Below are 13,995 nucleotides of genomic sequence, written 5' to 3' on the forward strand. Positions count from 1 at the left end.
AACGGAGCGGACATTTGGGTCCGTGAGTGCCGGAAGCACAGGAAACCGCCGTTCGCAGGCCGGCATCACCTGAATATCGACATGCCCTACCGCGTCTTGCCGCGCAGGGCAACGATGGCCGCCGCCGTCTCCTCGATCGAACGGCGGCTGACGTCGATCATCGGCCAGCCATGCCGCGTGCATATCTGGCGGGCATAGGCGAGCTCTTCGGCGATCGCGGCACGGTCGACATAGTCGGTCGGTTCGTAGGCGCTGGTGCCGAGAATGCGGTTCTGCCGGACCTGCGATATCCGTTCGGCGGTGGCGACCAGGCCGACGATCAGGGGCCGCGTGGCATTGACCAGGCTTTCGGGCACCGGCACGCCGAGCACGATCGGGATGTTGGCGGTCTTGATGCCGCGATTGGCGAGATAGATGCTGGTCGGCGTCTTCGAGGTGCGGGAGATGCCGACGAGCACGATGTCGGCATCATCCATATTGGCCGGCAGCTGGCCATCGTCATGCTCCATGGTGAAGTTGAGCGCGTCGATGCGGCGGAAATATTCGGCGTCCAGCACATGCTGGGCACCGACGCGTCGGCCGGCAGGCGTGCCGAGATAGGACTGGAACACCGTCAGCACCGGTTCCAGCACCGAGACGCAAGGCAGGCCCATGGCCGCGCAGCGTTCGTCGATGCCGCGGGCAAGCTTCTGGTCGACCACCGTGTAGAGGATGATGCCTGGCTCCTCTTCGATGTCCTCGAACACCTTCGTCACCTGCTTTTCGGTGCGAATGAGCGGATAGATATGTTCGATGGCGCGCGCATCCTTGTATTGCGCGGAAGCCGCGCGGCCGGCAGCCAGCAGCGTTTCGCCGGTCGCGTCGGAAATCAGGTGAAGATGAAAGAAGCTTTGCGGTTTGTTCACAGGATACATTCCAGGCTGTGGGCCGATGTGGATAAGCCGGGCGGAAAACTCGGCCACCGCAAAGCGACTGTATCAGATGCCGGTTTGTCCACAATTCGATGTGCTGTCGGCTTCTCCTGGCGGTTGGGGACAAGTCCGGGGACGGAGCTTTTTGCCTTCGCTTCATCCACAGGGGCAATTTCCCTGGCGTGGCGGCAACGCATTGACTCCAGTCGTAAATTCGCGGTTTTCCACAAAGTCCTGCAATCCCGCTGGAGAAGCGCGCGACAATATGCTGGCTGGTCTTTTCCAGGGCAAAGCGGGACAGGAGACAACCACCACAACCAACAGACTCTTAGAATCATAAGATTCCTAAACATAGAATATTTAATTATAGGGAAGCCTGGAAAGGCTAGCGCTCAATGCCTCAAGACCGGATCGTGCTGGACGTGTTGAGAGGCAAGACGGCGCTTCCGCCACCGGTCTGGATGATGCGCCAGGCCGGCCGCTATCTGCCGGAATACCGGGAGACGAGGAGGCGGGCCGGATCCTTCCTCGATCTTTGTTACGACCCGGATCTCGCCGTCGAAGTGACGCTGCAGCCGATCGAACGCTTCGGCTTCGATGCATCGATCCTGTTTTCCGACATCCTTGTCGTGCCGCATGCGCTCGGCCGCGACGTGCGCTTCGAGGAAGGACGCGGCCCGCTGCTGACGCCGATCACGGCTGTGGAGATCGAGGCTCTCGACGGCGAAACGTTTCACGTGAATCTCGAGCCGGTCTACGAGACGGTGCGGCGATTGCGCGCCAGACTGCCCGATGAAACGACGCTGATCGGCTTCTGCGGTGCGCCCTGGACAGTGGCGACCTACATGATTGCCGGCCACGGTACGCCCGACCAGGCGCCGGCCAGGCTGTTCGCCTATCGCGAGCCGGCGGCCTTTCTTCGGCTGCTGAAGGTGCTCGCCGATCATTCGGCTGCCTATCTGATCCGCCAAATCGAAGCCGGCGCCGATGTGGTGCAGATCTTCGATTCGTGGTCAGGCGTGCTCGACGAAGCGTCTTTCGAATTGTTCTGCGTCGAGCCGGTGGCCGAAATCGTCCGGCAAGTGAAGGCCCTCCATCCCAATGTTCCGATCATCGGCTTTCCCAAGGGCGCGGGAGATCACTATCGAAGCTATCGCCAGAAGACCGGCGTGACCGGGATGGGCCTCGACTGGACTGTGCCCTTGTCGACGGCGAAGGAATTGCAGCGCGACGGCGCCGTGCAGGGCAATCTCGATCCGCTGAGGCTCGTAGCCGGCGGCAAGGCGCTTGCCGACGGTGTAGCGGCGATCCTGAAGGCGCTGGGCGACGGACCACTGATCTTCAACCTCGGCCACGGCATCACGCCGGAGACGCCGCTGGCGCATGTCGAGCAGATGGTGAAACTGGTGCGGAGCGCATCGTGACGATGATGGGCGCAGACAATGCGAACAGCACCAATAGCGGTCGAGGGGTGATGCGCCGCGCGGCAATTGCGATCGCCATCTTCCTGGTACTGGCCGGGCTGCTGTTTTTCTTCGGGCCCGATGATTTCTATCCCTGGGCGAAGGCGATCCATGTGATTGCCGTCATCTCCTGGATGGCGGGTATGCTCTATCTGCCGCGCTTGCTGGTCTATCATGCCGATGCCGAAAAAGGCTCCGTCCAGTCGGAGACTTTCAAGGTGATGGAGCGCCGCCTGCTGCGCGGCATCATCAATCCGGCAATGGTGATTACCTGGGCATTCGGCCTGTGGCTCGCCTGGAAAGGCTTTGGTTTTCAGGGCGGCTGGCTGCATGCCAAGATCGCTGCGGTGGTTGGTCTGTCGGCCGTGCATGGCTATCTCGCCGGCGCCGTCCGCAAATTTGCCGAAGACCGCAATGAAAAATCGGCAAGGCACTGGCGGATCGTCAATGAGATCCCTACATTGCTGATGATCGTCATCGTCGTCCTGGTTATCGTAAAACCGTTCTGACGTCCTCGGTTGCCCGCAAAAGGCGGCTTGCTCTTTCAACCGACCGACGATAAAAGACGGGTCTTCCTTCCCGTCATGCGCCGCCCATTTATCGCTTCGGCCGCGCCCGGCATTTGTCGCATCCCGCCGATATTTTTCCCAAAGCTTACTCAGAGTCCGTCTAATGATGCAAGAAATGAAGCTCACAGAGTTCAAGAACAAGAAACCACCAGAGCTGATCGCTTATGCGGAATCGCTCGAGGTCGAGAACGCCAGCGTCATGCGCAAGCAGGAGCTGATGTTCGCGATCCTGAAGAGACTGGCGACCCAGGATATCGAGATCATCGGCGACGGCGTCGTCGAAGTGCTGCAGGACGGTTTTGGCTTCCTGCGCTCCGCCAATGCCAACTATTTGCCAGGCCCCGACGATATCTACATTTCACCATCGCAGATTCGGCGGTTCTCACTGAAGACCGGCGATACGGTCGAAGGGCCGATCCGCAGCCCGAAAGAGGGCGAGCGCTATTTTGCGCTGCTCAAGGTCAACACGATCAATTTCGACGACCCTGAAAAAATCCGCCACAAGATCCATTTCGACAATCTGACGCCGCTTTATCCGACCTCGCGGCTGAAGATGGAGATGGAGGTTCCGACCTCCAAGGATATTTCGGCGCGCGTCATCGACCTGGTGGCGCCGCTCGGCAAGGGCCAGCGCGCCCTGATCGTGGCGCAGCCGCGCACCGGCAAGACGGTGCTGTTGCAGAACATCGCCCATTCGATCACTACCAACCACCCGGAATGCTACCTGATCGTGCTTCTGATCGACGAGCGGCCTGAGGAAGTGACCGACATGCAGCGCTCGGTGAAGGGCGAGGTCGTCTCCTCGACCTTCGACGAGCCGGCGGTTCGCCACGTCCAGGTTGCCGAAATGGTCATCGAGAAGGCCAAGCGCCTCGTCGAGCACGGCCGCGACGTCGTCATCCTGCTGGATTCGATCACCCGCCTCGGCCGCGCCTACAACACCGTCGTGCCGTCATCCGGCAAGGTGCTGACCGGCGGTGTCGACGCCAACGCGCTGCAACGGCCGAAGCGCTTCTTCGGTGCTGCCCGCAATATCGAGGAAGGCGGTTCGCTGACCATCATCGCCACGGCGTTGATCGACACCGGCAGCCGCATGGACGAAGTCATCTTCGAAGAGTTCAAGGGCACCGGCAATTCGGAAATCGTGCTCGACCGCAAGGTGGCGGACAAGCGCATCTACCCGGCCATGGACATCCTCAAGTCCGGCACCCGCAAGGAGGACCTTCTGGTTCCGCGCCAGGACCTGCAGAAGATCTTCGTGCTGCGCCGCATCCTGGCGCCGATGGGAACAACCGACGCTATCGAGTTCCTGATCGACAAGCTCAAGCAGACCAAGACCAACGCGGATTTCTTCGATTCGATGAATACGTAGGGTTGCGGGCCTTCCCTTCTCCCTGGTGGGAGCAGGTGGCGAGCGAAGCTCGGTCGGAGACGGGTGCTCCAGCTTGGCAACGACGGCACTCCGTTCAACACCCCTCGTCCGAGAAGGGACGGCGCGTCAGGTCCATCACCGCCGCAGCATCCGTTCCAACTCCCCAGCTTCCGTTATCACTGGCAGGCAGACCTGCCCGGTGCAGAGCCAGGCGCCGGACTTTTCGGTTGGTGGCAGGACGCCGCCTGGCAGCGTCGGCAGGTTTGTCGCAGAGCCGACAGGCACGACGATGTCCACCCGGCGCGGGTCCGGATTTCGATTCGCAACCGGAACAAGCCCGGGATTCTCTGGGTCATCCACAATCACCAATTTCAACGGCTCGAACGCCAAGGCACAGGCATTGACCATACCCGCCTGGCCATAGGGCTGGTGCTCGGCCCGGCCGGCCGCATGCTCGGCGACTGTCCAGGCTTTTTCCCAGAGATCGAGATCGCCGGTCAGCGACGACAATCGGACCAGGGCTTCGATGATCTGGCCGGTAGCCGAGGGAATGGCTTCGTCGACATCGCCTCGGATGCGGATCGGCACATCCGCGCTGTCGGACGCGGTCAGATAGTAGCCGGTCTTGTCGCTGTCCCGGTGCCAAAGATCGAGTTGCTCAATGAGGTTCCCGGCGCGATCGATATAGTCGGGATTGCCGGTCGCCTCGAACAGCGAGATAGCGGCATTGGCCATGGCCGCATAGTCGCTCGACAGCGCGGGAAACAATTTCTTTTCCCCGAGCATGGAATGCGGCAGGCGGGCGTCGCGAGCGGCGCCCGCAATGGCGGCAAAGGCCGCTTCCGCCGCTTCGATCCAGTCGGATCGGCCAAGCGATCGTCCGGCCTCGGCAAGGGTTGCGATCGTCAAGCCGTTCCAGTCGGTTAGGGCCTTGCCGTCACGCCCAGGCCGAACGCGCTGTTCCCTCGCTGCCAGCAGCCTTTGCTTGAGCGGAACCAGGAGGTCACGATCGACGACGCTTTGTATTTGCTGGGCTTCGGTTTGGTGGATGATCGGCTTGCCTTCCCAGCCATGCGGATCGGCAAGTGTGAAGTATTTGAAAAACAAGGCTGATTCGTAGCCAAGGGCGGTCTCGATTTCATCCCTGCTCCAGGTGTAGAACAACCCCTCCTCGCCCTCGCTATCGGCATCGAGGCTGGCGGCAAAGGCACCGCCCTCGACCCGCATTTCGCGCAACAGCCAGGCAATCGTCTCTTCGATTCGCAGCCGGAATAATTCCTCGCCGGTCGCCGCATAGGCCCAGTTGCATAGCCGGACGAGCTGGGCATTGTCGTAGAGCATTTTTTCGAAATGCGGCACCAGCCATCCAGCGTCGGTCGAGTAGCGGCTGAGTCCGCCGCCAATATGGTCGTAGATGCCGCCGGCCAGCATCTTTTCGAGGCTGAGGAGAACGGCGTCGCGGTGGGATGCGGTGCCATCGCGCAGCCAGGACAGCCAGAGGCTCTGCATGAAGGGCGCGTTGGGGAATTTCGGCGCGCCGCGCAGGCCGCCCAGCTCGCGGTCGATCATGCTGTCAATGCCGTTGGCGAACTTTGCCAGCATGCCGCGGTCGAGCACGGCCTTGGCATGGCTGCCCGCCAGCCGCGTCTCGACATACGTGGTTAAGCCGTCGGCACTTTGGTTAACGCTTTCTTTCTTCTCCCGCCAAGCCTTGTCAACCGCCTCCAGCACCTGCACGAAGCCCGGCCGGCCGTAGCGGGCCTCGCGCGGAAAGTAGGTGCCGCCCCAGAACGGCTTGCCATCCGGGGTCAGGAACATGGTCAGCGGCCAGCCGCCTTGCTCGCCCATCGAGGACAATGCCGCCATATAGATCTGGTCGATGTCGGGGCGCTCCTCGCGGTCGACCTTGATATTGACGAAGAGACGGTTCATGACGGCGGCGACGTCGTCGTTCTCGAAGCTCTCATGCGCCATGACGTGGCACCAATGGCACGCGGCGTAGCCGACAGAGAGCAGGATCGGACGCTCGCGCGCCTTTGCTTCGGCCAGAGCGGCGGGCGACCACGGCCGCCAGTGCACCGGATTGCCGCTGTGCTGCTGCAGATAGGGGCTGGCCTCTTCGGCAAGCAGGTTTTGTGCAGGCAATGTCACGGCGCTACTCGAAGGCGGAATGAACAGGCATAGCTAGGGCGCTTCGGCAGAGCGGGCAAATGATTTTGAAAGACTCCATCGTAGCGCTGTCGAGCGGGCGCCTGCCGGCCGGCATTGCGGTGATCCGGATTTCCGGGCCGCAGAGTCGATTCGTTGTCGAAACGATTTCCGGATCGACCGTGCCGAACCGCGTGGCCAGCTATCGCAAGCTCCGGGGGCGCGACGGATCGGTGCTGGACAGCGGCCTGGTCGTCTTCTTTGCCGGGCCCGACAGTTTCACAGGCGAGGACGTCGCCGAGTTCCACGTGCATGGCGGACGCGCCGTCGTGGCGAGGATGCTGGAAACGATCGCCGGCTTCGATGGCGTCAGGCATGCCGAGCCTGGCGAATTCACCCGCCGCGCCTTTCTCAACGGCAAGCTCGATCTGGTCGAGACCGAGGCGCTGGCCGATCTCATCAACGCTGAGACCGAAGCGCAGCGGCGCTTTGCCGTTCGCAACGCTCAGGGCGTGCAGAGCGAACTCTATCTGGGCTGGCGCCGACGGCTGATCCACGCCCGGGCGATGATCGAGGCCGAGATCGATTTTGCCGACGAGGACGCCGTGCCGGGTTCGGTCGCCGAGACGGTCTGGTCCGATGTTCAGACCATGATCGACGAAATCGAGCGCCATGTCGCCGGCTTTCGTGCCGCCGAAATTATCCGCGACGGGTTCGAAGTCGTCATCCTTGGCGCGCCGAATGCCGGCAAGTCCAGCCTGTTCAACGCCTTGGCGCGGCGCGAAGCGGCCATCGTCACCGACGAGCCCGGCACGACCCGCGACCTGCTAGAAGTGGTGCTGGACCTGGAAGGGGTGCGGGTCAGGGTAACCGACACCGCCGGTCTGCGCGAGGCGCCCGGCAAGATCGAGGCGATCGGCATCGAGAAGGCCAGGACCAAGGCGCACAGCGCTGATCTGCTGTTGCTGCTGGAGGATCTGGCGGAGCCAGTCGCGATCGGTGTGGTGCCGAGCGGCATTCCGGCGCTGAGGGTCGGAACAAAAATTGACCTGTTGGGAGGCAAGTCACCCTCGCCTACGGCGCACTATGATTTCGCCATCTCGACGCGGGACGGCACGGGTCTGGCCGAGTTGCTGGACGAGATCGGGCGTCGTGCCGCAGCGCAGATCGGCAAGGCCGGCGATATCCTGCCGTCGCGGCTGCGGCACGTCGAGTTGCTCAACGAGACGAAACGCTTCCTGGTCGCAGCAGCCAGTGGTCATCGCGGGCAGGAGCTACTTGCCGAGGAACTGCGCCTGGCAGCGGATCGGCTTGGACGAATCGTCGGGGCGGTCGATGTCGAGGATATGCTGGACGTTATCTTTTCGCAGTTCTGTATCGGCAAATGACTCACGTGAAACATTGCAAACAACGGTGGCGGAAGGCGAGCGACGGCGCTCCTTCGCCGTCCCGCCGATGTTCTGCGCCACCGAAGGGACCAACGCCGTGACTCACGTGAAACACCAGGCGCCGATACCGCTACATTGTTTCACGTGAAACGAGCAGTGTTCTTGACAGCATGTGGCTGTGGGCACATGTGTCGGCAGATTTGAATCGGAATATACAAATGACCAATCGCTACGATGTGGTTGTGGTAGGCGGCGGCCATGCTGGGTGCGAGGCCGCAAGCGCCGCTGCGCGGGCTGGCGCCAGAACGGCGCTGGTGACGCTGCGCTTCGACACGATCGGCGTGATGTCCTGCAATCCGGCGATCGGCGGCCTCGGCAAGGGCCATCTGGTTCGCGAGATCGACGCCATGGACGGGCTGATGGGCCGCGTTGCCGATGCGGCCGGCATCCAGTTCCGGCTGCTCAACCGCCGCAAAGGGCCGGCGGTGCGTGGTCCGCGAACGCAAGCCGACAGAAAGCTCTATCGCCTCGCCATGCAAGCGGCGATTCGCGAGCAGGCCGGTCTCGATGTGGTCGAGGGCGAGGTTCTCGATTTTGAAATCGACAATGGGCGCATCGCGGCGGTGCTGCTGGCGGATGGACGCCGGCTCGCCTGCGGCGCCGTGGTGCTGACGACCGGCACTTTCTTGCGCGGGCTGATCCATATCGGCGAGAAGAAGATCGTCGCCGGCCGCATGAACGAGCAGGCGAGCGTCGGCCTGTCGGCGACGATGAGCCGCGCCGGCTTCAAGCTCGGGCGGCTGAAGACCGGCACCCCGCCGCGGCTGGACGGCAGGACGATCGATTGGGCGTCGCTGGAGAGCCAGGCGGCGGACGAAGACCCCGTGCCGTTCTCGCTGCTCACCGAGCGCATCGAAAACCCGCAGATCCACTGCGGCATCACCCGAACGACCCACGCCACGCATGAGCTGATTCGCGCCAATCTCGGCCGCTCGGCCATGTATTCGGGGTCAATCGAAGGCGTCGGGCCGCGCTACTGCCCGTCGATCGAAGACAAGATCGTCAAATTCGGCGATCGCGACGGCCACCAGATCTTTCTGGAGCCGGAAGGGCTGGACGACGATACGGTGTACCCGAACGGCATTTCGACCTCGCTGCCCGAGGACGTGCAGCTCGACATGCTGAAGACCATTCCGGGGCTGGAGCGGGCAACCATGCTGCAGCCGGGCTATGCCATCGAGTATGACCATGTCGACCCGCGCGAGCTCAAGCCAACGCTGGAGACAAAGCGGATCGGCGGGCTTTTCCTCGCCGGTCAGATCAACGGCACCACCGGCTACGAGGAGGCCGGCGCGCAAGGACTGCTCGCCGGCCTCAACGCGGCGCGGAAGGCCTCGGCGAGCGATGAAATCGTGCTCAGCCGCACCGAAGCCTATATCGGGGTGATGGTCGACGATTTGACCAGCCGCGGCATCGCCGAACCCTACCGCATGTTCACCTCGCGCGCCGAGTTCCGGCTATCGCTGCGAGCCGACAACGCCGATGAACGGCTGACGCCGCTGGCGATGAGACTGGGGATCGCCTCGCCGGAGCGGATGCAGCGGTTCAACAATGTCGTGCAAAACCTTGAGAAGGCGCGACAGCTCGCCCTCGGCACCACCATGACTCCCAATGAGGCGGCGCGCCACGGGCTCGAAATCAACCGGGACGGCGTCCGTCGCTCGGCCTATGAGTTGCTGGCCTATCCCGGCGTGGACATCGCCTGGCTGGCGCGCATCGAACCGGCTTTCGCGGCGATCGACAGCAAAACGGCCGAACGTCTTGAAACGGAAGCTAAATATTCTGTCTATCTCGATCGCCAGCAGGCAGACGTCTCGCAGATCAGGCATGAGGAGAGCCGGCTGATTCCCGAATCGCTCGACTTTGCCTCTGTTCCCGGCCTGTCCAATGAGTTGAAGCAGAAGATGTTGGCACGCCAGCCGCGCTCCATTGCCGATGCGCAGCGTATGGAGGGCATGACGCCGGCGGCGCTGGCAATCATCGTCGCCCATGTGCGCAATGCCGAGGCCGCCGCGCGAAAGCAGGTCGCGTGAGCGCTGCGTCCTGGGCAAACCTGCAGGCGGCAGCGGGCCCAGTTTCACGTGAAACATTCGATCGCCTGGTCGAGTTCGAGGCCGTCTTCCAGAAATGGAACCGCCGGATCAATCTCGCCGCGCAATCGACGCAGGACGATGTCTGGCGCCGCCACATCCTCGACAGCGCGCAGCTGGCGCGAATCAAACCCGAGGCGAAGCGCTGGGTCGATCTCGGCTCGGGCGGCGGGTTTCCCGGCCTCGTGCTGGCCTTTTTGCTTGCCGAGCGGGACGGCGCCAGCATTGATCTTGTTGAAAGCAACCGGAAGAAAGCATCGTTCCTGCAAACGGTCGTCGGACAGTTCAATCTGCCCGCCACGGTCATCACGCGCCGCATCGACGATAGCTATCCTATTGTTCCGGCACCGCAAATCGTCACAGCCAGGGCACTCGCCTCGCTGCCCGACTTGCTCGACCTGGCGGCGCCGTGGCTGACCAAGGGGTCGCATGGCCTGTTTCACAAAGGCCGGGATTACCGCGCCGAAGTGGCAGAAAGCGCTCAACGATGGTCTTTCGATCTGGTAGAACATGCCAGTGCAACCGACGCGCAGGGCGTCATTCTCGAAGTATCCGACTTGCGACCGCACCCTGGCTTGTGACCGGCGACCCCAAATGAGTTTCTCGCCCAAATGAGTTTCTCGCCCAAATGAATTTCTGGCCCAAATGAATTTCTGGCATAGACCCATGATGAAGAACGGCCCCCGAATCATCACCGTCGCCAACCAGAAGGGCGGCGTCGGCAAGACGACGACGGCCATCAACCTGGCCACCGCACTGGCGGCCATAGGCGAACAGGTGCTGATCGTCGACCTCGACCCGCAGGGCAACGCCAGCACCGGGCTCGGCATCGACCGGCGCGACCGCACCGTCTCCTCCTATGATGTGCTGACCGGCGAACTGGACCTCGAAGCGGCGGCAATCCCGACGGCGGTGCCTGGCCTGTCGATCGTGCCGTCGACGCTCGACCTGCTCGGCATCGAGATGGAAATCGCCTCGGCGCCGGATCGGGTGCTGCGGCTGCGCAACGCGCTGCGGGCTTCGGCCGCGCGCTCGGCCAATTTCGGCTATGTGCTGATCGATTGCCCGCCCTCGCTCAACCTGCTGACACTGAATTCGATGGCTGCGGCAGATTCGGTGCTGGTGCCGCTGCAGTGCGAGTTTTTCGCGCTGGAGGGCCTGAGCCAGCTTTTGGAGACGGTCGAGCAGGTGCGCCGTTCGATCAACCCCGACCTGACGATCCAGGGCATCGTGCTAACCATGTTTGACGGGCGCAACAATCTCGCCAACCAGGTGGTGCAGGATGTCCGGGCACATATGGGCGACAAGGTCTATGAGACCGTCATTCCGCGCAATGTCCGCGTTTCCGAGGCGCCGTCCTATGGCAAGCCGGCGATTCTCTACGACCTCAAATGCTCGGGCAGCCAGGCCTATCTGCAGCTTGCCTCGGAAGTGATCCGCCGCGAGCGCAAATTGCGGGCCGCCTGAACGATAAGCCGATTCGACACCGAAACGATCTGGACGGACGATGAACGAAGACCCTTCGAGAAAAAGACTGGGACGGGGACTGGCGGCGCTGATCGGCGAAATCGATCGCCCGCCGGCTCCGGAAAAGCCCGGGCTGGCGGCCGACGGCAAGGTGCCGATCGAGTTCCTCAGCCCCAACCCGAAGAACCCGCGCCGGCATTTTGGCGACGCCGACCTGACCGACCTCGCACAGTCGATCCGCGAACATGGCGTGGTGCAGCCGGTGGTGGCGCGGCCGTCGAAAACCCAAGCGGGCCGCTACGAGATCATCGCCGGCGAGCGTCGTTGGCGCGCGGCGCAACGCGCCGGGCTGACCGAAATCCCGATCATCGTACGCGACGTCAACGACCGCACGGCGCTCGAGTTGGCGATCATCGAAAACGTCCAGCGCACCGACCTCAACCCGGTCGAGGAAGCGTTGGGCTACCAGCAGCTGATCGACGACCACGGCTATACCCAGGCCGATCTCGGCCAGGTGATCGGCAAGAGCCGCAGCCATGTCGCCAACACGTTGAGACTGCTCAAGCTGCCCGACGTCATCCGCGACATGCTGGTCGACGGCGCGCTCTCGGCCGGCCACGCCCGTACCCTGGTGACGGCCGACGACCCGGCCGGGCTCGCCAAGCGGATCATCGATGAAGGGCTTTCGGTGCGCCAGGCCGAGGCGCTGGCGCAAATGCCGGTCGGCGCGCCGGCGGCAAAGCGCCAGCCCGCGCCCCCGCCGCAAAAGGATGCCGACACGCTGGCGCTGGAAAAATTGATGACCAATACGATCGGCATGATCGTCACGATCGAGCACAACCAGCGCGGCGGCGTGATCAGCGTCGCTTACCGGACGCTGGAGCAGCTTGACGAGCTTTGCCGAAGGCTGAAGCGGGAGTAGTGGGTTGCTAAGACATCGAGGCCTTTAGCCGGCAAACAAAGTGTGGCTGCCGCCGCGCCGGTGATTGGCTAAATCGTCGAAGTAGTTAATCTCCCCCCTTGAGGGGGAGATGGCCGGCAGGCCAGAGGGGGTCGTCTCACATCAAGCGCCCACGTCGTCTGTCGTCGCGGAAGGCGCTGGCGCTTTACGCTCGCCGACCCCTCTGTCGCCTTCGGCGACGTCTCCCCCTCGAAGAGGGAGATCAGGCTCGCTGCGCCAGCCTTGCGCTCTCCACGGCAATGCCGAGCAGGGCCTGGCGTGCCAGCGCGATCGACAGATCCGGCCGCCGGCGTGTCTGCAGGACCGCCGTCTGCAGGCGGTTGAGTGCGCGGCCGAGCGCTTCGCTGCTCCAGCGTTCGAGGGCTTTCTCCACCAGCTTGCGCCGGGAGAAAAAAACCGGCGGGCGCGCCGCGGCAACGACCGAAGCGGCATTGCGGCCGCCGGCATCCATCTGGCCGCGCATGGCCTGGATCGTCTGCAGCTGCCGCATCGCCGATGAAAGCACCAGAAAGGGCTGGCCGCCGGACTGGCAATGGCGGGTAAAGGCGGTGTCGAAGTCGGCGATCCTGCCTTCGAGCAGAGCGTCGACCGCCGCATCGAAGGAGAGGCCTGAGACGTCGCCAGACGTCGCCTTGACGTCGTCAAGGCCGATTTCGGCCTGGCCATGCGCATAAAGCACAAGCTTTTCGATCTCGCCGCGCGAGGCCAGCCGGTCGCCGCCGAGATTGCGGCGCAGCGCCTGCCGGGCCTCCAGCGTCATCGACATGCCGGCCTTGCGCAGTTCGTCGTCGATGACCGTATCGATATCCCTGGCTTCATCGGCATAGCAAGGCAATGCCATGGCATTATCCGCCGCCTCCACCACGGCGCGCAGGCCGACGCCCTTCTTCAGGTCGCCGGCCTCGATAAGGATGATGGCGTCCCGTGCGGGCTCCGACGTCAGCGCCTTGACGTCGTCGGCAAGCGCCTTCTGGGCGCCGGCATTGCGCACCCATAGCAGGCGCCGCTCCGAAAACATCGGCACGGTGCGGGCCTCGTCGAGCAGGCGGCCCTCGTCGCGGTCGACTTCCGATCCGTCCAGCCTGACCACTGAGAACGGATCGTCAAGCGGCAGGCCGGTCTTGCCGGCAAAGGCCTTTGCCCGCTCGGCAACCAGCCCGCGATCGGGACCGTAAAGCAGCACGATCGAGACGCGCGGATCCGGCTTCGCGAGCCATGCATCGACTTCGTATGCTTTCTTCTGTGCCATGGGCGCTGATTAGCACGAGGCGGGCGCAGGGTGAACGGAGGGTTGGCGGGATTGTATCGCGACGCCTATGGGACAGCGCCCCCCTCTATCCTGCCGGACAGAGGGGGGCGCGAAGGAACTCGACAGAGGGATCTTGCCAGCAGGAATCCCTTCTCATGCGCCAGATCGGGCCGGACCATTCGCCAAATTGCGCATGGCGGAGGAAGATCGACAAGAAATTTCGCGGACATATCTTCATCTTGACGAGTGCTGGCCGGCGCGGTCGTTGGCCCGAAGCCGCGCCCGACGAATTGGCACTGGTCCGGCGGTGTGCAACT

11 protein-coding genes are annotated in these 13,995 nt (G+C 63.2%); 8 read left to right on the top strand and 3 right to left on the bottom strand.

What is annotated here, in order from left to right:
• Nucleotides 1-86 precede the first annotated feature (86 nt).
• Entirely contained in the window at nt 87-905 is an 819-nt protein-coding gene (locus NKJ12_RS02680; RefSeq protein ID WP_254817949.1) for a pyruvate, water dikinase regulatory protein, read from the bottom strand.
• A 401-nt stretch (nt 906-1,306) separates the two neighbouring features.
• On the opposite strand from NKJ12_RS02680, the gene hemE reads away from it, so the two are divergent.
• The 3 genes from hemE (at nt 1,307) to rho (ending at nt 4,315) form a co-directional block, all read left to right on the top strand.
• Nucleotides 1,307-2,335 carry a uroporphyrinogen decarboxylase gene (gene hemE, locus NKJ12_RS02685; RefSeq protein WP_352701178.1) on the top strand — a complete coding sequence of 343 codons (1,029 nt, stop codon included), beginning with the start codon at nt 1,307-1,309 and terminating at the stop codon, nt 2,333-2,335.
• 2 nt (nt 2,336-2,337) lie between these two features.
• Nucleotides 2,338-2,883 (top strand): protoporphyrinogen oxidase HemJ, encoded by a 546-nt coding sequence (gene hemJ / locus NKJ12_RS02690; RefSeq protein ID WP_352701414.1) that lies wholly within the window; start codon nt 2,338-2,340, stop codon nt 2,881-2,883.
• A 166-nt stretch (nt 2,884-3,049) separates the two neighbouring features.
• Nucleotides 3,050-4,315, top strand: a complete 1,266-nt coding sequence (rho, locus tag NKJ12_RS02695; protein WP_023675925.1) for a transcription termination factor Rho — start codon at nt 3,050-3,052, stop codon at nt 4,313-4,315.
• Nucleotides 4,316-4,450: 135 nt separating this feature from the next.
• Here the strand turns inward: rho and NKJ12_RS02700 are convergent, their stop codons facing one another.
• Nucleotides 4,451-6,466 carry a thioredoxin domain-containing protein gene (locus NKJ12_RS02700; RefSeq protein WP_352701180.1) on the bottom strand — a complete coding sequence of 672 codons (2,016 nt, stop codon included), beginning with the start codon at nt 6,464-6,466 and terminating at the stop codon, nt 4,451-4,453.
• Between the two features lie 59 nt (nt 6,467-6,525).
• Between NKJ12_RS02700 and mnmE the strand changes: the two genes are divergently transcribed.
• From mnmE to NKJ12_RS02725, 5 genes are all read left to right on the top strand, one after another.
• The gene (gene mnmE, locus NKJ12_RS02705) at nt 6,526-7,851 is read left to right on the top strand and encodes a tRNA uridine-5-carboxymethylaminomethyl(34) synthesis GTPase MnmE (RefSeq protein WP_352701181.1); all 1,326 of its coding nucleotides are present in this window, start codon (nt 6,526-6,528) and stop codon (nt 7,849-7,851) included.
• 218 nt (nt 7,852-8,069) lie between these two features.
• Entirely contained in the window at nt 8,070-9,944 is a 1,875-nt protein-coding gene (mnmG, locus tag NKJ12_RS02710) for a tRNA uridine-5-carboxymethylaminomethyl(34) synthesis enzyme MnmG (protein WP_352701182.1), read from the top strand.
• Entirely contained in the window at nt 9,941-10,582 is a 642-nt protein-coding gene (gene rsmG, locus NKJ12_RS02715) for a 16S rRNA (guanine(527)-N(7))-methyltransferase RsmG (protein WP_352701183.1), read from the top strand. Before mnmG ends, rsmG begins: the two co-directional genes overlap by 4 nt.
• Nucleotides 10,583-10,667: 85 nt before the next feature.
• Nucleotides 10,668-11,468 (top strand): ParA family protein, encoded by an 801-nt coding sequence (locus NKJ12_RS02720; protein ID WP_254817943.1) that lies wholly within the window; start codon nt 10,668-10,670, stop codon nt 11,466-11,468.
• 40 nt (nt 11,469-11,508) lie between these two features.
• Nucleotides 11,509-12,390: a ParB/RepB/Spo0J family partition protein gene (locus NKJ12_RS02725; protein WP_352701184.1), complete on the top strand. Its 882-nt coding sequence runs from the start codon at nt 11,509-11,511 to the stop codon at nt 12,388-12,390.
• A gap of 241 nt (nt 12,391-12,631) precedes the next feature.
• Here the strand turns inward: NKJ12_RS02725 and holA are convergent, their stop codons facing one another.
• Complete coding sequence (holA, locus tag NKJ12_RS02730) at nt 12,632-13,678, bottom strand: DNA polymerase III subunit delta (protein ID WP_352701185.1); 1,047 nt, start codon at nt 13,676-13,678, stop codon at nt 12,632-12,634.
• Nucleotides 13,679-13,995 lie beyond the last annotated feature (317 nt).

The organism is Mesorhizobium sp. M0195, assembly GCF_040322115.1.
Classification (GTDB): Bacteria; Pseudomonadota; Alphaproteobacteria; order Rhizobiales; family Rhizobiaceae; genus Mesorhizobium.